Origin of the sequence: Sphingobium sp. V4 (assembly GCF_029590555.1) — a bacterium.
Taxonomy (GTDB): domain Bacteria; phylum Pseudomonadota; class Alphaproteobacteria; order Sphingomonadales; family Sphingomonadaceae; genus Sphingobium.
The window spans coordinates 2,843,119-2,867,929 of the sequence record NZ_CP081001.1 but is presented as its reverse complement, the minus strand read 5'-3'; the positions used below and the strand labels follow the sequence as shown (position 1 = coordinate 2,867,929).

Sequence of the window (24,811 nt, the reverse complement as noted above, 5' to 3'; positions counted from 1 at the left end):
TCCCTTGCCGCCGCCATCACACATCGCCCATGCCATCCAGTTCCCGATCGTCCCGGCCCAGCGTCACGAACTGGTCGAGCAGCCAGGAGGCGGCAGGACCGGGCGGCGTATCGCGCCGCCAGATGCCGGAAAAGCGATAGGTGCCGCCGATATGGTCGGGCATGGCGAGCCGCACCAGCGTGCCCGCCACCAGGTCCGGCTCGATCATCGGCAGCGGCATATTGCCCCAGCCGATGCCCTCGCGCAGCAGCGCATGTTTCGCGCCCAGATCGGCCAGGCGCCAGGTCTTCGGGCTGGAAACCGAATAATCCTGACCTTCGGTGAAGCGCGACCGGTCGGTCAGCACCAGCTGGATATGGTCGCGCCCCGCGCCGGAGGGGATGCTGTCCATCCGACCCAGCGGATGGTCGGGTGCGGCGACGGGCACCATCGGCACCGATCCGGCCGCCATGCTCTCTATGCCTTCTACCCCGGCCGACAGCGGACCGGACAGGCCGATCACCGCGCCCTTGTCCAGCACCATGGCGACGATCGCGCCCAGCGCCTCGGCATGGAGGCGCAGCTGCACCGTCGGAAATTGCTTCGCGAAGGCGCGCAGCACCTTCCCCAGTCGTTCGGCCGGCAGCATGACATCGACCGCCAGATTGACCTCCGCCTCCAGCCCGTCGAGCAAGCCCTTCACCTTGGCCCGCAGCCCGTCGATTCCGTGCGAGATGGCGCGGACTTCCGCCAGCAGCGCGCGCCCGGCCACGGTCAGCAGCGGTTTCTTGGTCCCCTCCCGCTCGAACAGGGTAAGGCCCAGCTGGGCTTCCAGATTGGCGATGCCATAGCTGATGACCGACACGGCGCGATTGAGCTTGCGCCCTGCCCCGGCGAAGCTGCCCGTTTCGACGATCGCCAAAAAGATGCGCAACTGGTCGAAGGTGGGCGTGCCGGGATTGTTCACTTTTCCATTTCCTCGAACAGTTCGACAGATTTTATCGCTCTGACCGAGAAAGATGGCAAGGTCTAGATGATCTCCAACAGGGACGCCCAATTCCATCGGTGGCGTCCCACAGGAGACATGGACATGATCGAACTTCGCCCTTTCGACAGCCTCGGTGGCGCCAACCATGGCTGGCTGGACGCCAAGCATCACTTCTCGTTCGCGGGCTATCATGACCCGAAGCGGATGCACTGGGGCAATTTGCGCGTCTGGAACGACGACACCATCGCGCCCCAGACCGGCTTCCCGCCACACCCGCATCGCGACATGGAGATCATCACTTATGTCCGCGAAGGCGCGATCACCCATCAGGACAGCCTGGGCAACAAGGGCCGCACCGAAGCGGGCGACGTCCAGGTGATGAGCGCGGGCACGGGCATCCGCCATTCGGAATATAATCTGGAGGATGTGACGACCAAGATCTTCCAGATCTGGATCATCCCGACACGCGACGGCGAAGCGCCCAGCTGGGGCGCCCGCCCCTTCCCCAAGGGCGAACGCTCCGGTCATTTCGTGACGCTGGCGTCGGGCTACGACAATGACAATGACGCGCTGCCGATCCGCACTGATGCGCGGGTGGTCGCCGCGACGCTCAAGGCCGGCGAAACCGCCGAATATCCGATCGGCCGTGATCGCAAAGCCTATCTGGTGCCCGCGACTGGCGCGATCCGGATCGACGATATCCGCATCAATGCCCGTGACGGCGCCGCGATCAGCGATCTCGACGTGATCCGCGTCACCGCGATCGAGGATAGTGAGATCGTGCTGGTCGACGCGGCGTGATGACCGGGAAAGGGCGTGGCACCACCACGCCCTTTTCAACTTCATAGAATAGATTGACCGATTTTATCCATCTGATCCGCAAAGCCCCGACCGGCTAGAAGGATGGCATCAGGACGAAGAAGGAGGCCCTGCCCATGCTGACCATTGCTACCCCGCGCCTCAGCCCTGCCGAATGGCAGGACGTGCAGGCGACCCTTGCTGCCGTCGCAGATTGCGGTTGCGGCCAGCCTGCGGCCGCCGGGTCGCTGCGCTCACGCATTTCCCATGCCGTCGATGTGCTGATCGGCCCCAGGAAGAATGCTCCGGCCACCCCGCCCGCCCATCTGGCGCCGGTGCGCGATTTCCTCTGCGAAACCGGGCGGACTCGCAGGATCGCCGAGCGTCATGTCCCGACCCTCTCCGCGCAGGGCTATTCCCGCGCCCAGATCGAAGCGCTGGCGCTGCTGGGCGCCTGACCCCTCCATTCCCCTTTCCGAAAGGTCCAGTCCCATGTCCATCCGCACTTCCGAGGTCGACGGCGTCGACATGATCATCCTCCCGCCGGTCCGTGATCTGGGCGACGGATTTTCCGTGCGCCGGGCGCTGCCGTCCGCGCATCGCCGCATGGTCGGCCCCTTCATCTTCTTCGACCAGATGGGCGAGGCGGTCTTCGACAGCGGCGAGGGGCTGGATGTCCGCCCACACCCCCATATCGGCCTCGCCACCGTCACCTATCTGCTGGAGGGCGAGATTCTTCATCGCGATTCGGTGGGGTCGATCCAGCCGATCCGGCCGGGGGAGGTGAACTGGATGACGGCGGGCAGGGGCATCGTCCATTCCGAACGCACCTCCGAAGAGAATCGCGCCAGGGGCGGCAAGCTGTTCGGCCTCCAGACCTGGGTCGCGCTGCCGACGCAATATGAGGAGACCGATCCCGGCTTTGCCCACCACAAGGCGCACGAGATTCCGACGATCGAGGATGCGGGCGCGCGCCTCACCCTGATCGCAGGCAGTTCCGACGGGCTGGTGTCGCCGGTGAAGACCTATTCCGACATGGTCTATGCCGACATCGCGCTTCAGGATGGCGCGCGCTATCAGTTGAAGGCGGAGCATATCGAACGCGCCATCTATGTCGTGGCGGGCGAGGTCGAGGTGATCGGCCAGACCGGCGGCTTCGCGAGCGGCGAACTGGTCGTGTTCAAGCCGGGCGCGGAGATCGTGCTGCGGGCGAGGGGAGGTACGCGCCTGATGCTGCTGGGCGGCGAGCCGCTGCCCGAGAAGCGCAACATCTACTGGAACTTCGTTTCGTCGTCGGCCGACCGGATCGAGCAGGCCAAGGCCGACTGGCAGGCCCGGCGTTTCGCGCCAGTCCCGGAAGAAAGCGAGTTCATCCCGCTCCCGACGTGAACGCACGAAAGGAAAGGCCCGGTCTCCGTCGAGGCCGGGCGTTAGGATCTTTAGCTGCCGTTAGGGCCGCCGCCGGGGCCGCCGCCCTGGCCACCCATGCCGCCGGCGCCGACCGCGCCGATATTGCCGAAAATCTCGTCGAACAGGCTGCGGTTGCGGCCCAGCGTCGGGGTCTTGTCGCCCATCGGCGAAATGTTCGCTACCTGCTCCAGGCCCATGCGGTCGACCGCCACGACATTGCCGGCCGGATCGAAGCGCACGCGCAGCACCGTCTGGTCGACCGGCTTGGGATTGGAGAAAGCGAGCGCGCGCATGTTGCGCGAGACATAATACCAGTCCTGCTCGCCGAATTGCGACACGAAGCTGGGGCGACCCAGCGTGCCTTCCACGGAGGCGCGATTGTCGATGCCCGGCTGGACCGAATCCACCAGCAGCTTGTCCACCTGATAGCCCTGATGGCTGCGGATGCGGGTGCAGGCCGAGGTGCCGAGCAGCAGCGCGCTGAGGCCGACGGCGATCAATACGCGCCCGCGGCGGGAATGGCGGCTGAACTGAGGCATGGACGTCTCCTGCGGGGGCATGTCCCGCGAACCCGATAAAACTGATGCCGCCATTGCATTGGGCGACGCAGCGATCAATATGGAAATGCGCAAGCCCCGACAAGGGGCGCAAAACATCGGACGGCGCGCCGCCGGCCGATCCGTCTCGAAAAGCCGTTCCGTTCCATGTCCAGCACCTCCTCCTTCCTCCATCGCTTCTTCGGTCGGACTGACCCCCGCGAGGGATTGCGGCCGCTCTATCATGCCGTCGTGGGCGAAGGGCGGCGGCCGCACTGGTATCTGGAGGGCGCGGTGCCGGACACGCTTGACGGCCGGTTCGACATGATCGTCGCCATATTGGCGCAGGCGCTAATCCGGCTGGAACAACAGGGCGCGGCGCAGGAAAGCGTATGGCTGACCGAATTGTTCGTTGAGGACATGGACGGGCAGTTGCGGCAGGAAGGGATTGGCGACGTCGTGGTCGGCAAGCATGTCGGGCGCATGATGAGCGCGCTTGGCGGGCGGATCAGCGCCTATCGCGATGCTTTGACCGGCGACGCGGACCTGGCCGACGCGCTGCGCCGCAACCTGTACCGCGGCGCGGAGGTGGCCGATGCGGCCGTCGCTCATGTTGAAGCCGGTCTGCGCGCGCGCTGGACGCGGCTGGGGTGCCTGACGCGTGACGCCCTGCTGGCAGGAGATCTTGGATGAGCATGACGCCCGAATTTTCCCGGCCCGTAAAGGCCGACCAGGTCAAGCGGTTGACCGGGGACACCCATATCGCGGCCGACGCGGCCGAGCGCGAGGCGCTGGCCCGCCGCTTCGGCCTGTCCGCGCTCGACCGGCTGGAGGCGGACTATACGCTGACCGAGGAGAATGGCGCGATCATGGCGCGGGGGCGGGTGCGCGCCGCGCTGGCCCAGCCCTGCGTCGCGACAGGCGTGCCGGTGCCCGAGACGATCGACACGGATTTCGTGCTGCGCTTCGTGGTGGAAGGCGAAGGCACGCCCGAAGCCGAGGAACTGGAACTGGACGCCGAGGATTGCGACACGATCGGCTATGATGGGCAGGTCGTCGACATGGGCGAGGCGGTGGCCGAAACGATGGCGCTGGCGATGATCCCGTTTCCGCGGGCACCGGACGCCGACGCCTATCTGAAGGAGGCAGGCGTTCTGAGCGAGGAACAGGCCAGCCCGTTCGCCGCGCTTCTGGGCCTCAAGGACAGGAAATAGGGAACCCGGTCGTCGGCCCCTGCGTCCTGACGCGATGCGGCGATGGATGTGGATGGCGGTGACGATGATGGGTGCCTGCGACGGCGGGTCGCCGGGCGCACCTGATCCTACGGTATCGGACGGCATGGAGGCCGATCGGCCGAAGGACAATGCCTCCCCACCCCTAGGTGCCCCGCGGGCCGGGTCGCCAGCCGCGTCGTCGCACGGACCCGAGCCGTTGGTGGGCGAAGAGATCGCCCGCGCCCAATGGTCCAGATCCAGGGACAGGCGCGGGTGCGCGCCGCTTGCGCTCGCGTCGGACGCGGGCGCGCAGGGTGTAGCGCGCGCCGCCGATTTCAGCGGCGGCTGGGGCGTCGCGTTCGACTTGCCCGCGCTGCGCAGCGCCTATGGCTTTGCCGGACCGGGCCTGCTGCCGCAGGATGAGGCGCCGGCGGCGGCGCAACGCGCGCGACTGGCGACGCAATGGCCGCATCTGCGGGACATTGACGGCCTGCCCGCGCCCGCCTTCGCTGGCTATGGCCTGTCGGGCGCGGAGCCGTATCCGGCCGACAATCCCGAGGGCAGGGGACTGCATTCGGTGGCCTATCTGCGGGTCGGCGGCCAGGTTTGCACCTATAATGTCTGGAGCCGCATCAGCCGCGCGCATCTGGAAGCGCTGCTCGACAATCTGCGCCTGCTGCGCTGACGTTTCCCTTTCGTTCTGCCTTATGGCATAGCGAGCACCATGGACTCGGGCGCGCGCAAGATCATCCATATCGACATGGACGCCTTCTACGCGTCGGTCGAGCAGCGCGACGATGCGGGCTTGCGCGGATTGCCGATCGCGGTCGGCGGCGGCGGGCCGCGCGGCGTGGTGGCGACGTGCAGCTATGAGGCGCGCAGGTTCGGCGTGCGATCCGCCATGCCGGGCGCGCGGGCGCGGCGGCTTTGCCCCGACCTGGTCTTCGTCAAGCCGCGGTTCGAGGTCTATCGCGCCGTGTCGGCGCAGGTGCGGGAGATTTTCAGCCGGTTCACCGACATCATCCAGCCCCTGTCGCTCGATGAAGCCTATCTGGACGTGACCGTGAACAAGCCTGGCATGGGTTCGGCAACCCAGGTCGCGCAGGCGATCAGGCGGATGATCCGCGAGGAAACGGGCCTTACCGCCTCGGCTGGCGTATCCTACAACAAGCTGATCGCCAAGCTGGCGTCGGACCAGAACAAGCCCGACGGCATCTGCGTGGTGCGGCCCGGAGAGGGCGCGGCCTTCATCGCCGCCATGCCGGTGCGGCGCATCCATGGCGTGGGGCCGGTGACGGCGAAGCGGATGCAGGCGCTGGGGATCGAGACCGGCGCGGATCTGCGGGCGCGCGACCTTCATTTCCTGCAAGCCCATTTCGGCAATATGGCCGACTATTATTATCGCGCGGCACGGGGGGAGGATGATCGTCCGGTGCGCGAACGGGAAGGGCGCAAGTCGGTGAGCGTGGAGGACACATTCTTCGACGACCTTGTCGAGGAGGCGGCGCTGGTGGCGGAGATCGAGCGCATCGCGGTCAGCCTGTGGACCCGCATCGAGAGGGCGCAGGCCTGGGGCCGGACGGTGGTGCTGAAGGTGAAGTTCGCCGATTTCCGCATCATCACCCGGTCGCGCAGCTTTTCAGCGCCGGTGCGGTCGCCGGACCTGCTGCGTCAGGCGGGACGCGAACTGCTGCTGGCGCAGTTGCCGCTGCGCATGGGAGCGCGGCTGCTGGGGCTGGGGGTGCATAATCTGGAATCGGAACAAGCAGGCGAACAGGGCGAGCAACTCGCCCTGTCGCTATGAGCCTTATCAGAAGGGCAGCCAGTTCCGCTTTTCGGTGAACTTCATGTAACCGGCATTGACGCCCAGGCGATAGCCGACGCCCAGACGGATCGGAATCAGCACGACATTGCCCCAGCGCAGATAGCTGGCGGTAAAGCCGCCGACCAGATAGGCGGTCCCCTCTGCTGCGGGGAAGCGGTGGTACAGTTCCTGCGTATCGTAGAGATTATAGACCAGAACGAAGGTATTGGCCGCGTTGCCGCCCACGTCGAACCCAATCGACGGGCCGGTCCAATAGACTTCGCGCTTGCCCTCGATCTTGTGGTTGAGCGTGCCCGAGCCGTAGCGCAGGCCCACGACGAAGGCACCCGATGCTTCACGCCCGGCAATATAGGCGTTGGGGCGGCCCTGATCCTTCAGGATTTTCTCGATGATGCCGGCCAGGCCTTCCGCGCCCTTGCCGAACACGCCCTCGGCGGCGCCGATCAGGTCGTCTTCCTGGTAGGATTGGCCGGGGGAAATGGTCGAGGGTGGCGAATCCGCCGTCACGGGCGCGCCGGTCGCGGTCGTGCCGCTGGACGGCGGCGCCGCGACCGGGGGCGGCGGATCGTAGCTGGTGCCGCTGTCGTTAGCGCCATCATCGACGCTGGGATCGACGCCGGGATCGGTCGGCGCGCTGGTCGCCGGTGGCGGTGGAGCGAGGTCGGCGTCGATCGCCGTGTTGGGATCGATCGTGCGGACCTGTGCGGAAATCGCGACCGGAGTCAGCGCCAATCCCGCCAGCGCCGCGATCAACGTCGTTGCGCGTGCGATGCGGACGCCCACGCGCCCCTTGATGCCGATCATGCCCGATACTCCCCGGATGCCCGCTCTTGAAACCATATTCCAGATTATCGGCTGTAAAGCTGAGCCGACAATGAACGAACGGCGACCCGAGTCGATTCCGGGCCGGACCGAAATCCCTTGGTCCCCCCATAGCGAAAAAATCCCTGCACAGGACCGTTGCCATGCAGCAAAGCCCTCGCTATAGCCGCGCCCTAGCCACTGCCCCTCTCCCCAAGAGACGGGCAAATCCGTGCGGAGACGTGGGTGAGTGGCTGAAACCAGCGGTTTGCTAAACCGTCGTAGCCTTAAGGGGCTACCGAGGGTTCGAATCCCTCCGTCTCCGCCAACCTTTTTCCTGAAGATGAGCAACGACTTCGCCGCAAGGCGGGGCATCGTGCAGGTTGCGCGACAGGCGGATCCTTATTCTGACAGACAGGGTTGTGCTGCGCGCGATGGCGTCGAACCCGAGAAGCCGACATTTGTGCGAGATAACAAAAAAGCGGCCGTTGCCAGCCGCTTTTGAGTATTTTCAGGCTTGCTGAAAAATGGTGCCAGAAGAGCTTTCGGCCGGGCGACCTAAGCGATTGATTTCGCAGTAAAATCATAGACTTGCGGAGTCGCCGGGAGCAACTTTAGCATGCTTTCGATTTGTGGAAAAGGCTGGACGTAAATGGACGGGTCGCCTCTGGTCGCTGCGTTCTTTGATGCGCGTCCGGGCCTGGGACTTCGCTGCCGTTCCCGACCTCCATATCGAACGTCGCATCCTACCAGGAGCTGACACCCAAGGAACGCCTGACTGACGGCATCTTGCTCTTCCCTCCCCGGTCCGCCTCTGCAATGACCGTCAAGAGCCGCCACTATACGGCAGCAGGAGATTAGAGGTATCATGGCCATTAGAAGCTTCAATGTTGCAGGGCGCAAATCTCTAATTTCCGCGAGCTACGACGGGCTTCCTGACCTCGTGTTTGTGACCGGTGCGAATGGAGCAGGTAAGTCCAGCCTGCTTACTCTTCTGAAGGATCAAGGCGTAAAAGAAGAAGGGACGAAAGTACTTCACATTGGCCCACATCGGCCGTGGAGGAAAGGAAGCCTGTTAAAAGCCTCGGTGCTTGGCATGCCAATGAGCTTTGGCGACATGTTGACGAGTTCGAATCTACCCCATTTTCAAGGTGCCGTGCCGTACAGCATTCAGAACTTTCAGGGGCAAGCGCGTGATCCCGACGCTTCTGATGAAGCTCAAGCCTTGGTGAAAGTCTCGTTCGCAGTCATAAGCGAAAAGTATCGAGATAGGCTTCAGGAACTTCATCAAAAGTTTGGCAAGGTTTATGAAGATGACATACTTGACCCATATGAACCGCTGAGAGAATTGCTCAATAGACTTTTGCCGCACCTCGTCTTTGATGCAATAGAAGAGATCGATAAGAATAATGTTCGGGTTCTTTTTAGATCAATATACCAATCCACGGACGCTCCATTCGACATTGACGAACTCAGTTCAGGGGAAAAGGCGATATTGACCCTCTTTCTCCCCGTTCTGGAATACCAGATCGATAAGATTCTTGGCATCGAACATGCAGGATCTAAAAGAACATTCTTGATAGATGAACCAGAACTTCACCTGCACCCGGCTTTGCAAGCCGATATGGTGGCGTATTTTCGACATTTAGCGCAGAGTGATAGTATACAGTTTATAGTGGCAACTCATTCTCCTACGATGATAGATGCCGCTCAACCTGACGAACTATTTATCCTTATGGCTTGGCAAGCGTCGTGGAACGGGAACCAGTTCTCGAAATTGGCTGACAATGCCGACCGCCTGCTCGCTATAAGAGAATTGCTCGGAAGTGCGTATACCTATTCCAGAGGACGGCCTGTCCTGTTCATCGAAGGCGAATTCGCATCAGATACAAATAAGCACACAGATATTGGCCTTCTCGAGCTGATGCTGCCAGATTTCCGTGGCTATGCCTTTGTACCGAGCAGGGGTAGAACTCAGGCAATTTCCGGAGCTGAGCGTCTGCGCCGAGCGGCCGCCGAGCAAGAGCATCCAATTACAGCCTACGCGCTGGTTGATGCCGATTATGAAAGCACGGATCAACCTTGGGTATTTCCTTGGCCTGTATGCATGGTAGAGAACCTATTGCTTGATCCACAAAGCATCGCGGTAGTCCTCAAGCCCTACGTGCCCCACGGCGCGCTTGCGTCCGCGGAAGCGGTGCGTCAATCGTTGATGTTGGTGGCGCAAGGCTTGCGGGACGAGGAGATACGGCGTCGGTTGAAAACAGTTGCAGGCACAGCGACGATTAGGCCCAACATTGCCGTCGCCGGAAATGAGATTTCCGTTGATATTGGTTCCGTTGATTTTGACCGTGAGGCGCAAAATATGCGTATACGAGTCGATGCACAAAAGGGCGCGGTTTTAGCCGACATCGACCAAGAGCTTTTGGACGGGAGTGCACTCAGCCGTTTTAGTGGTAAGCAGATATTGCAAGGCTTCTTTGCAAGTCATGCGCAGAAATTCTTTCCAAAAATGCCGAACTTTACATTCGCTTTAGCACAGCAAATCGCCGTATCTGGATTTGCTACCCGTCTTGTCGCTGAGGCAATTCGCCGGGTGAACTCGTACTTTCCAGTCGAGCTGCAAGCTATACTTTCTGAGCCTGAAACCAGAAAGGCTGCCGAGGCTGCAGCCATTGAAATTGATGCTTTGCTGGCTTGGGCCGGTGAGCGGCTAGAGGCATTTAATGGAACATCTCAATATACAACAGACGGCACGAAACCCGAACGAGATCTTGTGAGACTCCTTAGCCACCTGCGCAGCTCTGGCGATCACAATCTATATCATAAGTTGCGACCATTAGTCAGCGACGTTCTGGCTCGTTAAATGGACCGATCCCGGCAATCCGAGATGGCTGCGGCAGAGCATAACTAGTATCGTGCGCCCGGTCGGCTCCGACCTAGCTGACCGGCGAACGATTTCGGTGACGTCACAAGTGCCAGAGCTGCGGATGGCGGGTTCCGGCGAAAGCCGCCCGCGCCGTCACCGCATTTGAATGACCAATGATGGTCGGACATAGCCACGAAGCGCCGATCACCGATGGCCCCTGCGGTGACGAATGAGATGCCTCAGAAGGTCATCGTTGGACCGTGCCATGCCATTCAAATCATTGGGTATCTGGACGCCGGTAAACCAGCTCGCACCTGAATGAAGGGATGGTTCGAGTCCTTTTGGCATTCGGCTGCTCATGTCCGAAATACACCCACAAATTTCGGACAATGAGCGATGCCGTAGGTAGTAATTATGCAGCCGGTTCGTTCAACGAGCGCTGGAGCGTTTGGACGGTTGCGAGAACGTCATCGAAGTCGGGCACATCGCTGAAGATCATGCCGGCCATGGCACCATAGTCGCGGCGAAGGTCAGCGATCATCGCATCGGTCGGCATCAGGGAGAAGCTGCCGGGCTCAGCATGGGCAAGATCAAGGTCGCGGCTGTTGAAGAACATCCGGGCGTGTGCGACGCAATCCCTGCCGAGCGCGGGGTTAGCCATCGCTGAAGCGCCCGTTCCGGCGATCATCAGTTGGTGCACGTCGTAGTAATGGCGTGAGACGCGCTGGCCACCCGCACGCAGAACCTGCCGGGCGTCGAACCAGCGGCGCAGGCCATGGAGTATGACGACCTTGTCCCAGAAGGTGCGTTCCGCATCGACGATGGTCACGTTGGCAACCGTCAGATCGAGGGCGGGCAGATCGTCAGCGAGATAGGGAATGACGCTGTGGCGGGCATGAGGGTCGAGAGCGGATTTGGCCCCGGATTCTATTTTGACGGCTTTGCGGATGTAGCCATCGGACTCGGCGGTCACGCTTGGATATCAAAGGAGAATGCTCTGGGCGCTTTCATCGTCCCGATCGAGTTCGACCTTCGCGCCTGCCATGCCCTCGCCAACTGCATCGGCTGGGGTCTTCGAAAGCTGGGCGAGCAGGTCTCTGCCTATGAAGGCCTGGCATGCCGCCTTGATGGCGTCGAGCTTTGCCTGTCGCTTCTTACCGGACATCTCCTCCAGCGCCTCGACGCTTGCATCTTGGCCGATGTCTTCACGAAACACTGTGATGTCGATGTCTTCGGAGAAACGTTGAATCAGGCCGAAGCCCTTCGACAGCGACGTGCCCCCTTTGAACAGGAAGCGCGGGCCGTGGGACGCCGGACCATTGAAAAGCGCATCGAGCGTCCAGCAGACCCAGAAATCCTTCTCGATATTCTGGGGCGCAGTGCCGAGCCGCTGCCCGGCGCCGATAAACACATCACGTCGATCCGTCGGGTCGGCCGCGAAGAACTGGGCGTAAGCGGGATTCATTGTCATGCTCGCTTGGTCTTCGGACGGTTGGCTGACGCGGTCGCCGGCATCGTATCGCGCAGGAGATTCTGCATCCAGAGCGGGAGCGCCAGCATATCGGTCTGAAGGTCGTTGACGATGTCGGCGCCGTGACCGGGGTGGGCGAAGATGTTGCGCAGACGCTTGGCAACATCCGGATCGGTATCGCCCCCGGCGTCGTGCAACCAATGCAAGGCCTGCACGACCCGCATCGCTGGTCGCCCAGCCCAATGAAGCCGACTTGGCGCAGTGGTTTTGAAATCGATCTTGAGGTTGCCGAGCGTGATGGGCTTCAACCTCGCGTCCGTGTGGACGACGATACGAGCAGGGACGGCATCGGAGAGTCCTAGATCGTTGGCTGCGGTTACGCCATCGACGAGGATACGGGCCTGGTCCCGGCGAGCCAGCGCATCGATGACAGTGCGCGGATCGGGATTCGTGGGCTTGCCCGTGAGGGGGTTGAGTTTCGGCTTGTCATAAAGGCCGCGGGCAATCCTGCGGACTTCGCCGTTGCGGGTCAGTCGATGAAGCACTTGGTCGACGGCATCGCGAGAGCCGAGGTCGAGAAAGTCCTGCGGCGTCCAGACCGAAGGCACGCCGCCGGAGACCATCCGGCTCGTTATGGCACTTTTGAGATCGAGACCCGGCCCGCGCATGGCAATTCCTTTGTCAGAAGCGTGTATACGCAATTCTGACAAACCACAATTAGTTTGTCAGATACATGACGCGAATTTCTGACAAATCACAAGAGGGGCTGGCGGCGTCGGAACGCAGCGCCATGTCGGAAATAGCTGGACGAACGTGGACGTTGATAGACGAACACGGACTCAGAAGAGCTTTCGGCCGGGCGACCTAAGCGATTGATTTCGCAGTAAAATCATAGACTTGCGAAGTCGCCGGGAGCAACTTTAGCATGCTTTCGATTTGTGGAAAAGGCTGGACGTAGATGGACGGGTCGCCTCTGGTCGCTGCGTTCTTTGATGCGCGCCCGGGCCTGGGACTTATTTGCCATTCCCAGCAGCGACGGCGAACGACATCTTTCGGCAGAAGCGGCCCCTCCCTCCTTTGGCTTGGCCGGAAGAGCGGACGCCCCAACAGCCATGACGATTGGGTCAAACGCAGGGTCGGCGGCCCTTTGTCCGGCAGGTCCTCAATCGTGAAGGCGGGGCCGTCCCAGTCGATCACGTCGCACAGTCGGCCAGCGACACCATTTCGGGTGTTTTCTCCGCCAGACTTCGGGCGATCATTGGCCTAGATCACACCACAGCATTCTCCGTCGCGGACATGAAAAGGATTGCCATGACCTCCAATCTGCCGGCCATGCGGGGCCTCGCCATCGGGCGCAGCACAGGTTTCAGTTACGACGAGATACCCACAGCCGAACGTCAAGCACGCGCTGAAGCCAATCTCTTGCACCGGGTCGTCTCGGCGTATCGCCGGCTGGGATATATCGTCCACCAGGGCGTGGTGCTGAACGGCATTCAGCTCGATCTCCTGATCGAGGACGGTCCGAAGAAAACTCCCGTCGAGATTTCCGGCGAAGTGGGTTCCGGCCAGATCGACAAGCTACGGCGCGAAGTTCTTCGTCTGGTGACCCTGCGTGGACGCGACGCCTGGACCGACACGCCGGTCATCATCGTCACAGGCTTCGCAACGCCGGTCACCGCCCATTGGGCGCGACATCAGACCGAGGTCCGGATCATCCGGCTTGATGACCTCGAGGCGGAGGCGGATGCACAGGCACCACCAAACCCGGACTTTGCCCCCCTATCTGCCGAAGACCTTGAGCAACAGCGCGCGCAGGCGCGGCTCGCGGAACGGGAAACTCTTATCGCGCGACTGCGCGCGCACGATGCAGACGCAGGCGTGCTCACACCCACAGACTATGAGGGTCTTTGCAAGGAGGTCTTCAGGTTCCTGTTCGATCCCAGCCTGTTCGGCTTCGAGTCACAGACAGGGACAAGCGACGGCGCAAACCGCTACGACTTCATCTGCCGCATCGCCACGGATCGCGCGTTCTGGAGCGCGCTCAAAACCGACTTCCGCACCCGCGCGATACTCTTCGAGTGCAAGAATTACACAGATCCGATCACAGCCGATCAGATCTACTCGACCGAGCGCTACCTCTTCTCGAGCGCGCTACGCACGGTCTGCTTCCTGATCGCCCGCAAAGGCGGCGACGATAGCTGCCAGCGCGCAGCGCAAGGGGCGATGCGGGAAAGCGGCAAGCTGATCCTCGTCCTCTCGAACCTCGACCTGATCGAAATGCTCGAATTCGGCGACGACATCGACAGCGCGGAAAACCATCTCGACGTGCTGATCTGGCGCTTCATCATCAGCCTGCCACGCTGACGCTGGCAGTGGCGACGCTGCAATCGGTCACCCCAGTCCGCGACTCCCTAACTCCGCTTGAACGCTTCATAGCCAGTCAACGGCGCGAGCGGACATCGCGGTAATGGTTGATCGAGCAGCTAGAATTGGGGCGGCAACTGCCCGTCGGCTTTCGGATGGTTGCTCGCGATACACTGAGATCGTCCCGATTTCCCGTTCCAGTTATCCACTGCCCTTCCACCAACAAACGTGCTCCAGCGCTTCCTTAATATGTCGCGGCGACGGCTGTGGCAATTCCGATTGTTCTTCTTCCGTTCGAATCTCTCAAGCGCTATTCTGACGTCATGGTTACTGCGATACAGATTGCCGATTGGGCGGGCACGACACCCGCTGCGACAGAACTGCCTCGGCTGCTGCGCCGACTCATTCACAGCGTCGCGACCACGACGCAGATAACGATGCCAGCCGGCGAGTCCGTGTCCCTGCCAGGTTTTGATGGTGAGCTGCACAGCGAGATCGGCAATGCCTGGGTGCCGGCCGGTCATTCGTTCTGGGAATTGAGCTGCCGCGCAGACGCTACCACCAAGGCGAATGAGGATTTTAGCAAACGGGCCCTAGCGACGCCTGCCGAGGTCAAGGCTGACCGAATTTACGTGGCCTGCACGGCACGGCGCTGGGCGGGAAAGACGCGTTGGCGCGATGAGAAGATCGCCGAGGGCAGCTGGAAGGACGTTCGTGCCTATGATGCCGACGATCTGGAACAATGGCTCGAGCAATGTCCGGCGGTCGCGTTGGCATTTGGCGAGGAGCTGGGCATCGCCGGTCCGGGCGTCGAGAGCTTGGCGGCGTATCTGGAAAAATGGGGCGCGCAGTGCAAACCTAAAATCATGCCGGACGCGCTGCTTACTGGCAGAGTCGATCAAATGGCCAAACTGGCCGGGCGGATAGATCAGATCCACAGCGGAACGGCGCGTGACCCACTCGCTATCAAGGCCGACAGCGTCGAGGAGGCAGTCGCGTTCGCCGCAGCTGCGCTGATCCCGCATGAACAATTGTCCAGTCAGGCGGTGATCGTGACCAGCGCAGATGGCTGGCGCTATGTCGAGAAGAACATCGGCATCACCATTGCCGTTGCGGCGACGCCAGCCGTCGCCGAGGCACCCGCGACCCGCGAGCGGCTGGCCCTGCTCGTACCCTATGCGTCGGGCGATATGGCCCGCCAGTTCAGAGGCGTCGCGGGACGGCTGAACGATGCCGAGATGGTGCTCGAGCGGGCGCTGCCCGAGGAATTCGAGAAAGCGCTGCAAGCGATCGGGCTCGACGAGAATGACACGCGGCGCCTTTCAACCCTTTGTGGCCGATCCTGGTCGGTATTTCGGCGTCAGCACGCGATCAACCCCGCTATCCGGCGGCCCGCCTGGCTCGACAGCCCTGCGGCCGATGCGCTTGCCGCGGTGTGCCTCATCGGGGGCTGGTCGACCGGGAAACCCGGAGATGCCGAAATCGTCGCTAGGATCGCTGGCAGATCCTATGACGACCTTGAAGCCGATCTGCTTGCCCTCGAGCGGCTCGACGATTCCCCGCTGCTACACATCGGCAGCGTTTGGAAAGCAAAGTCTGCGCTCGAACTGCTCGCTATATTCGGGGAGCGCCTCACTCCAGCTCAGCTGGACCGCTATTTCACAGAGCTAGAGGCCATCCTTTCCACGCCCGATCCGGAACTGGAACTTGCGGAAGAAGACCGGTTCGCCGCCGCCATTCACGGCAAGGTGCGGCCAATCAGCGGCCTGTTGCTCGATTCGCTTTGCGACACCCTGATCAAGCTGGCGGTCCGGGGGCCTGACATCCCGGCGCTCGTGGCGATCGACATCCAAGGCCGAATCGGCCGCCTCGTCCACAATCTGCTGCGTGATTGTGATCGGGTGCGTTGGCTTTCGCTGGCGAGCCTGCTGCCCGCACTGGCTGAGGCAAGCCCGCACGAATTTCTTGGCGCGGTCGAGCGCGGCCTCGATGTACCCGGAAGCGGCCCGCTGGCGGTCTTCGCAGAGACTAGGAGCGCGGGCATCGGCAGCCGCTGCTGGCATGCCGGGATACTTTGGGCGCTCGAGACGCTGGCTTGGGCGCCCAATCGATTGCGGCGCGTTTCGCTGATCCTGGCCAGGCTAACTGCCGTCACGATCGAAGGCAATTGGGGCAATACGCCGCAAAGCTCGTTGCAGGACCTCTACCGTAGCTGGTTCCCGCAAACCGCCGCGACCGTCGAGCAGCGCATCGCAGCGATCGATTTCCTGATCGAGCAGGTCCCGGAGGCAGCTTATCGGCTGCTCAACAGTCTGACCGGCCCAGGCCCCGATTCCGCATCCCATATCGCTCGCCCCAAATGGCGGGATGACGATGCGGGTGCAGGCTATGGCGCGACCCATCTCGAACGCCATACGATGCTGGTCGCGGCTATCGACCGGCAGATCGAGATGTCACGCGGCAATGCCGCCCGCATCGCGAAACTCGTTTCCAAATATACGACGCTTGACGCGCCGCGCCAGGAGCGTCTCATGGCGCTGATCCGTGAGTGCCGAACCGTGGGCGACCAGGACAAGGAACTGATCCGTTCTGCGCTCCGTCACAAACTCTACTGGCACCATAATTATGACGACAAGCGCGACGACCCGACCTTTGCTGAGTTCCTCGCGCCGCTGGAGGCCGCCTATGCTGACCTCGAACCCGACGATCTTCTGATCCGCCACGCCTGGCTGTTCCAGAGCGGTTGGGTTGAGCTGCCCACCCGAACACGCGGGACCGAGCTGGACGCCGAAGGCAAGCAGAGCGCACAGGCCGCTCGGGCCGCGCTTGGGGAGATATTCGAAGTCTTGGGCTGGGAGGGTGTTCTCGAACTGGCCACCCGGCACGGCGAAGCATGGCCGCTCGGTGCCCATCTGCGCCATCTCGGCATAGCGGAACAGGAACTCGAACGCTGGATCGTGGAAGATGCGGGCCAGCTGCATCGCGGCGAGATTCGGACAAGTCTTGCCACGAGCATTTTGTGCAGTGTGTCGCCGGAGCAGCGTCATCTGGCGCTGGACAGGATTTTTGAGCGCGCGCGCATCGCCGAGCATGGCTCGGAGTGGCTGGTTCGCCTGCTGCTGCTGTGCCCACACGATCCGCAGATCTGGGCACGCGCCGACAGCATCGGCGAGACCGAGCATTTCTGGTCACATTGCATCGGCAATCTATGGCTCGACGACCCTGCCGAGATGGAAACCGCTCTGCGCAAGCTGGTCGCGCACCGGCGCCCAGTCTCGGCGCTCAAAGCCTGTCACATCAAATTCTCGGGCCATGACCCCGAACTGGTGATGGAGATGCTCGAAGGCGTCATGAAAGGGTTCGAGCTTGACGAAGCCCAAGTGCCGCAGAGCTACGTGTTCCAGCATGCGATCGACTATCTGGAAGAGACCGGCGCGATTGACGAGATGCGACTGGTTCAACTTGAATTCGCGCTTATCCGCGCGCTGGGCTTTGAGGAGGAGCAGCACGCCAAGTCGCTGTACCGGGTTCTAATGTCACGACCTGAAGTGTTCCTCGAACTCCTCTGCCTGATCTACAAGCCGCGCAATGGGCCGCCGCGGGATGCCGACGACCAGCAAAAAGGCGCAGCCGAGAATGCCTGGCACATCCTGCATGCATGCGAGCGCCAGCCGGGCACGAATCCGGACGGGTCGATCGACGGCGATCTGGCGATCCAGTTTGTCGAAGATGCCCGGCGACTTGCCACCGAACAGGACCGGCTCGAGGTGTGCGACATCACGCTCGGACAGATTCTCGCGCACGCACCCAATGGCGCTGACGGCTTTTGGCCGGGCGACTCCGCAAGGGTACTGCTGGAACGCGCACCCTCCGAGGATATGCTTCGAGGCTTCTACACCGGCAGCATGAACAAGCGCGGCGTACATTCACGAGCCGCCTATGAGGGCGGCGATCAAGAACGGGAGCTCGCGGCGCATTATCGCCATCATGCTAACGGGCTGGAGGAAACCCATCCGCAAGTCGGCAAGGCTTTGCATGAACTGGCGCGCTCCTATGACCGACACGGGGCAATTGAGGATCTCGACGCGAAACTGCGGATCGAAGGGCGGTAACGCGGCAATGGGCCAGATCGGGCGCGAAGTATATCGCTGCAAGCTGGCGAGATACTTATCGCAAAGCATTGATGAGGATATGATTTCGCTCATATCCGCCGTCGTCGCCGTGCAGTCCGGCCATGCCAGCGGTTTCCAGGCGGTTCATGATCTCCCGGGTGAGGCGCTCGGCGCGGAGCTTGGATCTCCGTACCATATTCCACCCTGGTCCCTGGAAACCCTAGTCAACGAACTGCTCGCGATCCCGAAGCCCAAGGGGTTTGGTGTTGGCCAGACCAGGCTCCTCAACGCGCAGCGGTTCCAGACATTGCGCGTTTTGCAGGGCATCCTGATCAAGCTCGAAAATGCCGAAGACGGCGTCTTCCTCAAAAATCACGATGTTTTCTATGAGATGGCGCGGATCGCCCAGCGACAGTTTCCGTGGCAACGGGGCGTTGCGAATGCACCGCATCTCTACCGATCGATACTACTCTACGGAACCGGCAGCGCGCGCGACTTTTTCGAGGATGACGCTGGCCTTGCCATTCCCGACTTTGTCAAAGTGGGCGCCTGTTTTTCGGGAGCGCTTGCCGGAAGAGACTATACCGAGCGAACAAAAGACCTGACGATGATCGGGATCACGCCCAAAGTTCGTGAAGCGGCACTTGCCAGGCTGGCGATCTCCCATGGTGAAGCCCGCGTCCGTGCGGCCCGGATGCGCAAAAATCAGCGTCATACGGGATACAGTCCCAGCATATTGCGCGACTTTCCGATCATAGCGTTTGGCTCTCGAGGCGAGCGACTTCGGGCACCAATCCCGGAATTGATCATGTATCGCTATACCACCGGGCTGTATCTCGATGTGGTTCGTGGCGGCGCAGCAGTATGGACCGAAATCGGCAAGCGGTTCGAGACCTACGTGCTCGGCTATCTCGATGCCATGATGGCACCCTATACTGTGTCAGGCGAGGTCACATACGGGCCGAAAAAGGCGCAGTATCGTACCCCGGACATCCTCGTGACTGGCCCCGCTGGGATCGTTGGGCTGATTGAATGCAAGGCGAAGCGCATGAGTTTTGCCGCACGATATGCCGATGACCCTATAAGCGAGGCGGCGATCGGTTTCGACGAACTCGCCAAAGGGATATTTCAACTCTGGCGCTTTTTCGCGCATGCACGATGCGGGTGGACTGGAACGCTGACACTTGCCCCGGACTGCCAGCCAGTCATTGTGACGGCCGACAGCTGGCTCGCAATGGCGAGCAATCAGGCCGAGAACGTCCTTGCAACGGCGCATCGACTTGCGGACGCGGAAGGTGGCATTGACACGGAGGATCGTCGCGAGATTGCATTCTGCCAGATCGACGATGTCGAGTTTGCGCTCCAGAACGGCACCGCAGATAGCTTTCTCTCGGCTGCCAGGACGATCGCCTCGGGCGAGAAGAAGGGCTTCATGCTGTCAGTCGCGCATGCCGCAAATATAGGCGTGCAACGGAGTTATCCGTTCAAGGACAGGATCGGGGAGCTTTTGCCGTGGATGGGTGATTTCCGGGAAGAGCCGACGGTCTGAAGGGCAGCGGCTTGGGTTCCATATATCACCAACTATTACCCGGCTAACGCAAACCTTGCAAAAACGCGCATGGCGCAGGCCGTAGCCTGCCGCTAGATGAACGGACGGAGGATTCTAGGGTTTGGGCCAACCTCAGCGGAACGGCTGAAAAGGGACGATCGCTGCCCGGCAGTTGCCGAACTCGCGAATGACCGGTTCCGGCATGAGCAGACCCCGGGGAAGCATCGGAACGGCACGTTCTGGTCGGACATAGCCACGAAGCGCCGATCACCGATGGCCCCTGCGGTGACGAATGAGATGCCTCAGAAGGTCATCGTTGGACCGATAGTGTTGAAAAACTCGGCCTTGCAGTAATCGTGCAGTCCTGATTCACTGAACCTGTCGTTGGGAGACAGGCTAATGATGGGCAATCGGACGGTGATGCAAGAGGCGCTGTTTTACAGCTTCAGCCTGGAAGATCATGTGCCGCAAAGCCACTTATTGCGGGCAGTTGACCGCTTTGTGGACCTGAACGGTATCCGGGAGAAGCTACGACCATTCTACAGCGAGACGGGCCGCCCATCTATCGATCCCGAGCTTATGATCCGGATGCTGCTCATCGGCTATTGCCTGGGCATCCGGTCAGAACGGCGCCTCTGCGAGGAAGTGCATCTTAACCTGGCCTATCGCTGGTTCTGCCGCCTCGGTCTTGACGGAGCTGTGCCGGATCATTCGACCTTCTCCAAGAACCGCCGAGGCCGCTTCCGGGATAGCGATCTGTTGCGGGACCTGTTCGAGATGACAGTTACGCGCTGCATTGAGGAAGGGTTAGTCGGTGGCGAAGGCTTTGCCGTCGATGCCAGCCTGATAAAGGCCGACGCGAACCGCCAGCGAGGTGTGCCCGGCGAGGAAGGCTTGCCCCCGGACATCGTCAACCACGCAGCCCGGGAGTATCTGGAGGTACTCGATGCAGCAGCCTTCGGCGCGGCATCGCCCGTCACGCCCAAATATCTGTCGCCTGCCGATCCTGCAGCGCGCTGGACAAGCGCACATGGCGGGCAAGCCTTCTTCGCTTACAGCACCAATTATCTCATCGATTTGGCAAACGCCGTGATTGTTGATGTCGAAGCTACCACGGCGATCCGCCCAGCTGAGGTGACAGCGCAGCGAATTATGATCGACAGGACGCAGGAACGCTTTGGTATCTGGCCGCAGCGTCTGGCCGCCGATACCGGCTATGGCGATGCCGCCAATATTGCCTGGCTCGTCCATGAGCGCGGTATCGAACCGCACATTCCCATCTTCGATCACGTGGGTCGCCGGACTGGAAGTTTCCAACGCACCGAGTTCCGCTACGACCATCACAATGATCTCTATGTATGTCCCGGCGGCAAAGAGTTGTTCCCGCGCCGCAAGAACTATGCGATCCCACCGCCTGACGTCGATCAGGACGGGTTCATCCGCTACCGCGCCAGTAAACATGACTGCGATGCCTGCGCTCTCAAGCCGCAATGCTGCCCAGGTCAGCCCAACCGAAAAGTGATCCGATCAATCCACGAGGGCGCGCGGGATCTGGCAAGAGATCTGTCCAAAACTGATGCCTATGTCACATCCCGACGCGAGCGGAAAAAGGTTGAGATGCTGTTCGCCCACCTCAAACGCATCCTCAAACTCGATCGCTTACGTCTGCGAGGGCCAAACGGTGCAAAGGATGAGTTCCACCTGGCAGCAACCGCTCAAAACCTCCGTAAGCTGGCCAAGCTGGTCCCGATCCATCCAAAGACCGTTCCTGCCTGAACCAGTTGCCCGGGTCCACCTCAGCACCAGTGGACGGCAATCCCGGACTTCTTCAACACTATCGACCGTGCCATGCCATTCAAATCATTGGGTATCTGGACGCCGGTAAACCAGCTCGCACCTGAATGACGGGATGGTTCGAGTCCTTTTGGCATTCGGCTGCTCATGTCCGAAATACACCCACAAATTTCGGACAATGAGCGATGCCCTAGGTGGTAATTATGCAGCCGGTTCGTTCAACGAGCGCTGGAGCGTTTCGACGGTTGCGAGAACGTCATCGAAGTCGGGCACATCGCTGAAGATCATGCCGGCCATGGCACCATAGTCGGTACGCATCCGTTGAGGACCGCGGCTAAGGGCGGTTCGCTGCCGGATTTGGCATCTTATTTGCCGAGGAAGGCCTCGATGCCTTCTTGAGCGAGCACATCGCGGAACGCGGCATCGGCATCTCGGTCGGTGGGAAAGAGATCGTCCCAGACCGTCGAGGTTCCGTGCTGGTTGACGACTTCAAGGGACCAACCACGTTCGGTGGCAAGCCGGACGATGTTGATCGTCAAACGCACGCCTGCCTGTTCCATAGAACGGCAGAGCGGGGATTCGATCAGTTCGGGTTGCGGGCCAAATTCCATGCCGTAATGCTATGAGATCACGGCTCCAGCTTCAACGCTGTTGGCTTCCAATTCCAGGGGAGTAAATCGCCAAGCCGATTGGCTGGATGACCGGCGATGCGGGCGAGGACGTCGGCAAGCCACGCCTGAGGATCTACGTCGTTGAGGCGACAGCTCTGAATGAGTGAGAACATGATGGCGGCGCGCTGACCGCCGCGATCGGAGCCACAAAATAGCCAGGCTTTCCGCCCGAGTGGCACACAGCGCAGCGCCCGTTCCGCTGCGTTGTTTGTCAAACAGACCCTTCCATCGGCGAGGAAATGGGTGAATGCGTCCCAGCGCCGCAGCATATAGTTGATGGCCTTGGTCAGATCATGGTTGCGGGAGAGCTTGGTGAGTTGAGCCTCCAGCCAATCGTGCAACTCGGCCATCAGCGGCGCGCTCAGCTCCTGCCGAACGGCAAGCCGCTCTGCCGCGGTTTTGCCGTTGATGCCTCGCTCAATGTCGAACAGGGCATCAAGCTTCTGCACCGCCTCCAGCGCGATCGGATAGATGGGACCGGCTCGCTCACCACGGCTCTTCTTGCGCGCGGCGCCCTCGACGTCGGCGAGTTCGAAGAACTTCCTACGTGCATGGGCAAAGCATCCCGCCTCCACGATAAGGCCGGGCCGACGATCGGGAGCGTACAGCTCGAAATAGCCCGCATAGGCGTCTGCCTGCAGAATCCCGGACCAGGACGCGAGATGCGCCTGGGGATGTTCGCCGCGCCGATCCCGCGAGTAATAGAATACCACCGCTGGCGGATCGGCGCCGCCGAACGAGCGGTCATCCCGGACATAGTCCCATAATCGGCCAGTATTGGTCTTGCCCTTTGCCATGACCGGCACGGTGGTATCGTCACCATGTACGCGCTCGGCGGCAAACACATGGGCCTCGATCAGCCGGAAGATGGGCATCAAAGCAAAGGAAGCCGCGCCGACCTGATCTGCGAGCGTGGAGACGCTCAGCGGCACGCCTTCGCGGGTGAAACGCTCGGCCTGACGGTTGAGAGGCTGGTGCTGTCCATACTTCTCGAACAGCAGCATGGCGAGGAAGCTTGGGCCGGCCCAGCCACGCGGCACGACATGGAAGGGCGCGGGCGGCTGCGTGATCTTCTCGCAATCTCGGCAGGAGAACTTCTCGCGCACGGTCTGGATGACCTTCCAGGCGCGCGGGATCACCTCCAGCGTCTCGGTCACATCTTCGCCCAGCTTCGACAGGCGCACGCCACCGCAGGACGGGCAAGAACAGGGCGCCGGGATGACGACGCGCTCACGTGGCAAATGGTCAGGGAATGGCTTCCTGACCGGCCTCTTGCGCTCAAAGGCTGTGACGGTCGTTGCCTTTGCTGCGGCGGTCTCGGCGGCAAGATCATCTTCGGCGGCGTCAGCCTCCAGATCTTCGAGCTCAAACTCCATCTGCGCGAGAAGCCGGCGGGTGCGTTCGGCGCTGGGGCCATATTGCTCACGCCTGAGCTTGGCGATCTGCAACTTGTAGTGCGAGATCAAGGCTTCGGTGGCGCTCTCCCGGGCACGGGCATTGGCTAGTTCGGCTTCGGCACTTGTCGCGCGCTGTTCGGCCGCATCGGCGCGTTGCGCACTGAGCAGCACCAGCGCCTTGAGCGCTTCGATATCGTCAGGCAGGGGCGAAACGGCGGCGTCCACAACCCGGATGGAATCACAGAAAACCGCCCGGATGAAGCGGAAAATGCGACCTCGGCAAAAGAAAATCCGTGCCTTATCCCGCGCTCTGCGGACGCCAGCTATATTGCGGGTTCCGCCAGTCCACGCCGTCGAGCAAACAGGCCAGCTGTGAGCTCGTCAGCGACACCACTCCGTCCTTCGCGGAGGGCCAAATGAACTTCCCTCGTTCCAGGCGCTTCGAATAAAGCGACATCCCGAGGCCGTCGTGCCAAATTATCTTCACCAGCGACCCGTTCCGCCCTCGAAAGACCCAGAGATCGCCGGCAAATGGGTCGCGCGAGAAACTTTGCTGCACCATCGCCGCGAGGCTCTGCATCCCGCGGCGCATATCGGTATGGCCCATTGCGATCCACACCCGTGCGCCTGCTGGGATCATCGCAAGGCCTTCAGCGCCGCCGACACCAAGGCAGGTGTGGCCACAGCTGATATGCTCACGCGTCCCTTGCCACCCAGATCCACGATGATCACCGGCATCCCGGCCTGATGCCCGCCTCGCTGTTCGCCATCGTCCACCACCGCCTCGGCGAACTCGGCCAAGGCAGGCGTCTGCCGCAGCCTGCTGCGCCATGTGTAGATCCGCGCTGTGGAAATGTCGTGCCGTCGCGCCACGGCCGAGACGCTGGCTCCTGGCGCAAAGGCTTCCGCCAGAATCTGAAGCCGTTTCTCGTCGCTCCACCGCCGCCGCCGTTCCGGCCCGGTCATCACCGTGATCTGCCCCATCAACCGCTCCTAAGCCTACTCCCGAGAGCATTCTTAAGAGCAGTCCACT

Annotated in this window: 20 protein-coding genes, 1 tRNA gene and 1 pseudogene; 13 read left to right on the top strand and 9 right to left on the bottom strand. The window is 61.6% G+C overall.

Annotation, left to right across the window (positions count from 1 at the left end):
• Positions 1–16: 16 nt before the first annotated feature.
• Entirely contained in the window at positions 17–946 is a 930-nt protein-coding gene (locus K3M67_RS14275; protein ID WP_066865725.1) for a LysR family transcriptional regulator, read from the bottom strand.
• A 123-nt stretch (positions 947–1,069) separates the two neighbouring features.
• On the opposite strand from K3M67_RS14275, the gene K3M67_RS14270 reads away from it, so the two are divergent.
• The 3 genes from K3M67_RS14270 (at position 1,070) to K3M67_RS14260 (ending at position 3,154) form a co-directional block, all read left to right on the top strand.
• The gene (locus K3M67_RS14270; RefSeq protein WP_066865980.1) at positions 1,070–1,768 is read left to right on the top strand and encodes a pirin family protein; all 699 of its coding nucleotides are present in this window, start codon (positions 1,070–1,072) and stop codon (positions 1,766–1,768) included.
• 134 nt (positions 1,769–1,902) lie between these two features.
• A complete protein-coding gene (locus K3M67_RS14265; protein WP_066865722.1) occupies positions 1,903–2,223 on the top strand; it encodes a hypothetical protein in 321 nt (106 codons plus the stop codon).
• 34 nt (positions 2,224–2,257) lie between these two features.
• A complete protein-coding gene (locus K3M67_RS14260) occupies positions 2,258–3,154 on the top strand; it encodes a pirin family protein (RefSeq protein ID WP_285831810.1) in 897 nt (298 codons plus the stop codon).
• Between the two features lie 50 nt (positions 3,155–3,204).
• Here K3M67_RS14260 and K3M67_RS14255 read toward each other — a convergent pair whose 3' ends face one another.
• The gene (locus tag K3M67_RS14255) at positions 3,205–3,714 is read right to left on the bottom strand and encodes an outer membrane protein assembly factor BamE (protein WP_084439291.1); all 510 of its coding nucleotides are present in this window, start codon (positions 3,712–3,714) and stop codon (positions 3,205–3,207) included.
• A 165-nt stretch (positions 3,715–3,879) separates the two neighbouring features.
• Between K3M67_RS14255 and K3M67_RS14250 the strand changes: the two genes are divergently transcribed.
• The 4 genes from K3M67_RS14250 to dinB are packed head-to-tail and all read left to right on the top strand — an operon-like array spanning position 3,880 to position 6,729.
• Entirely contained in the window at positions 3,880–4,404 is a 525-nt protein-coding gene (locus K3M67_RS14250) for a ubiquinol-cytochrome C chaperone family protein (RefSeq protein WP_285831809.1), read from the top strand.
• Positions 4,401–4,925, top strand: a complete 525-nt coding sequence (locus tag K3M67_RS14245) for a DUF177 domain-containing protein (RefSeq protein ID WP_066865710.1) — start codon at positions 4,401–4,403, stop codon at positions 4,923–4,925. Before K3M67_RS14250 ends, K3M67_RS14245 begins: the two co-directional genes overlap by 4 nt.
• Positions 4,926–4,977: 52 nt before the next feature.
• Positions 4,978–5,610, top strand: a complete 633-nt coding sequence (locus K3M67_RS14240; protein WP_285831808.1) for a hypothetical protein — start codon at positions 4,978–4,980, stop codon at positions 5,608–5,610.
• Positions 5,611–5,649: 39 nt separating this feature from the next.
• Positions 5,650–6,729 carry a DNA polymerase IV gene (gene dinB, locus K3M67_RS14235; protein ID WP_285831807.1) on the top strand — a complete coding sequence of 360 codons (1,080 nt, stop codon included), beginning with the start codon at positions 5,650–5,652 and terminating at the stop codon, positions 6,727–6,729.
• 6 nt (positions 6,730–6,735) lie between these two features.
• Here dinB and K3M67_RS14230 read toward each other — a convergent pair whose 3' ends face one another.
• Positions 6,736–7,554: a DUF1134 domain-containing protein gene (locus K3M67_RS14230; RefSeq protein ID WP_285831806.1), complete on the bottom strand. Its 819-nt coding sequence runs from the start codon at positions 7,552–7,554 to the stop codon at positions 6,736–6,738.
• Positions 7,555–7,787: 233 nt separating this feature from the next.
• On the opposite strand from K3M67_RS14230, the gene K3M67_RS14225 reads away from it, so the two are divergent.
• Together K3M67_RS14225 and K3M67_RS14220 are read left to right on the top strand one after the other, a co-directional pair.
• Positions 7,788–7,879: transfer RNA gene (locus K3M67_RS14225), tRNA-Ser, on the top strand.
• Positions 7,880–8,419: 540 nt separating this feature from the next.
• The gene (locus K3M67_RS14220; protein WP_285831805.1) at positions 8,420–10,417 is read left to right on the top strand and encodes an AAA family ATPase; all 1,998 of its coding nucleotides are present in this window, start codon (positions 8,420–8,422) and stop codon (positions 10,415–10,417) included.
• Between the two features lie 415 nt (positions 10,418–10,832).
• Here the strand turns inward: K3M67_RS14220 and K3M67_RS14215 are convergent.
• Together K3M67_RS14215 and K3M67_RS14210 are read right to left on the bottom strand one after the other, a co-directional pair.
• Positions 10,833–11,885, bottom strand: a pseudogene (locus K3M67_RS14215) (nucleotidyl transferase AbiEii/AbiGii toxin family protein).
• 2 nt (positions 11,886–11,887) lie between these two features.
• A complete protein-coding gene (locus tag K3M67_RS14210; protein WP_285831804.1) occupies positions 11,888–12,559 on the bottom strand; it encodes a DUF6088 family protein in 672 nt (223 codons plus the stop codon).
• A 643-nt stretch (positions 12,560–13,202) separates the two neighbouring features.
• Here K3M67_RS14210 and K3M67_RS14205 point away from each other — a divergent pair.
• The 4 genes from K3M67_RS14205 (at position 13,203) to K3M67_RS14190 (ending at position 21,692) form a co-directional block, all read left to right on the top strand.
• Positions 13,203–14,255 carry a hypothetical protein gene (locus K3M67_RS14205; RefSeq protein WP_093079145.1) on the top strand — a complete coding sequence of 351 codons (1,053 nt, stop codon included), beginning with the start codon at positions 13,203–13,205 and terminating at the stop codon, positions 14,253–14,255.
• Positions 14,256–14,521: 266 nt separating this feature from the next.
• Positions 14,522–18,367 (top strand): hypothetical protein, encoded by a 3,846-nt coding sequence (locus tag K3M67_RS14200; RefSeq protein ID WP_285831803.1) that lies wholly within the window; start codon positions 14,522–14,524, stop codon positions 18,365–18,367.
• Positions 18,309–19,916, top strand: coding sequence for a hypothetical protein (locus K3M67_RS14195; RefSeq protein WP_285831802.1), 1,608 nt, complete (start codon positions 18,309–18,311; stop codon positions 19,914–19,916). The genes K3M67_RS14200 and K3M67_RS14195 overlap by 59 nt, the downstream gene beginning before the upstream one ends.
• Before the next feature lie 399 nt (positions 19,917–20,315).
• A complete protein-coding gene (locus K3M67_RS14190) occupies positions 20,316–21,692 on the top strand; it encodes a transposase (RefSeq protein ID WP_285831801.1) in 1,377 nt (458 codons plus the stop codon).
• 383 nt (positions 21,693–22,075) lie between these two features.
• Here K3M67_RS14190 and K3M67_RS14185 read toward each other — a convergent pair whose 3' ends face one another.
• The 4 genes from K3M67_RS14185 to tnpA form a co-directional block, all read right to left on the bottom strand.
• A complete protein-coding gene (locus K3M67_RS14185; protein ID WP_285831800.1) occupies positions 22,076–22,321 on the bottom strand; it encodes a hypothetical protein in 246 nt (81 codons plus the stop codon).
• Between the two features lie 17 nt (positions 22,322–22,338).
• The gene (gene tnpC, locus K3M67_RS14180; protein WP_285831799.1) at positions 22,339–24,003 is read right to left on the bottom strand and encodes an IS66 family transposase; all 1,665 of its coding nucleotides are present in this window, start codon (positions 24,001–24,003) and stop codon (positions 22,339–22,341) included.
• A gap of 73 nt (positions 24,004–24,076) precedes the next feature.
• Positions 24,077–24,418: an IS66 family insertion sequence element accessory protein TnpB gene (tnpB, locus tag K3M67_RS14175; protein ID WP_031286377.1), complete on the bottom strand. Its 342-nt coding sequence runs from the start codon at positions 24,416–24,418 to the stop codon at positions 24,077–24,079.
• The gene (gene tnpA, locus K3M67_RS14170; RefSeq protein WP_285831798.1) at positions 24,415–24,762 is read right to left on the bottom strand and encodes an IS66-like element accessory protein TnpA; all 348 of its coding nucleotides are present in this window, start codon (positions 24,760–24,762) and stop codon (positions 24,415–24,417) included. The genes tnpB and tnpA overlap by 4 nt, the downstream gene beginning before the upstream one ends.
• Positions 24,763–24,811 lie beyond the last annotated feature (49 nt).

Bases quoted from the DNA above. Each gene is read 5' to 3' on its own strand.
- K3M67_RS14245 (WP_066865710.1), top strand. From the start codon at position 4,401: ATGAGCATGACGCCCGAATTTTCCCGGCCCGTAAAGGCCGACCAGGTC.
- K3M67_RS14195 (WP_285831802.1), top strand. From the start codon at position 18,309: ATGACCGACACGGGGCAATTGAGGATCTCGACGCGAAACTGCGGATCG.
- K3M67_RS14220 (WP_285831805.1), top strand. From the start codon at position 8,420: ATGGCCATTAGAAGCTTCAATGTTGCAGGGCGCAAATCTCTAATTTCC.
- K3M67_RS14255 (WP_084439291.1), bottom strand. From the start codon at position 3,714: ATGCCTCAGTTCAGCCGCCATTCCCGCCGCGGGCGCGTATTGATCGCC.
- tnpA (WP_285831798.1), bottom strand. From the start codon at position 24,762: ATGGGGCAGATCACGGTGATGACCGGGCCGGAACGGCGGCGGCGGTGG.
- K3M67_RS14230 (WP_285831806.1), bottom strand. From the start codon at position 7,554: ATGATCGGCATCAAGGGGCGCGTGGGCGTCCGCATCGCACGCGCAACG.
- dinB (WP_285831807.1), top strand. From the start codon at position 5,650: ATGGACTCGGGCGCGCGCAAGATCATCCATATCGACATGGACGCCTTC.
- K3M67_RS14185 (WP_285831800.1), bottom strand. From the start codon at position 22,321: ATGGAATTTGGCCCGCAACCCGAACTGATCGAATCCCCGCTCTGCCGT.
- K3M67_RS14240 (WP_285831808.1), top strand. From the start codon at position 4,978: ATGGCGGTGACGATGATGGGTGCCTGCGACGGCGGGTCGCCGGGCGCA.
- K3M67_RS14205 (WP_093079145.1), top strand. From the start codon at position 13,203: ATGACCTCCAATCTGCCGGCCATGCGGGGCCTCGCCATCGGGCGCAGC.
- K3M67_RS14250 (WP_285831809.1), top strand. From the start codon at position 3,880: ATGTCCAGCACCTCCTCCTTCCTCCATCGCTTCTTCGGTCGGACTGAC.
- K3M67_RS14265 (WP_066865722.1), top strand. From the start codon at position 1,903: ATGCTGACCATTGCTACCCCGCGCCTCAGCCCTGCCGAATGGCAGGAC.
- K3M67_RS14270 (WP_066865980.1), top strand. From the start codon at position 1,070: ATGATCGAACTTCGCCCTTTCGACAGCCTCGGTGGCGCCAACCATGGC.
- K3M67_RS14260 (WP_285831810.1), top strand. From the start codon at position 2,258: ATGTCCATCCGCACTTCCGAGGTCGACGGCGTCGACATGATCATCCTC.
- tnpB (WP_031286377.1), bottom strand. From the start codon at position 24,418: ATGATCCCAGCAGGCGCACGGGTGTGGATCGCAATGGGCCATACCGAT.
- K3M67_RS14210 (WP_285831804.1), bottom strand. From the start codon at position 12,559: ATGCGCGGGCCGGGTCTCGATCTCAAAAGTGCCATAACGAGCCGGATG.
- K3M67_RS14190 (WP_285831801.1), top strand. From the start codon at position 20,316: ATGATGGGCAATCGGACGGTGATGCAAGAGGCGCTGTTTTACAGCTTC.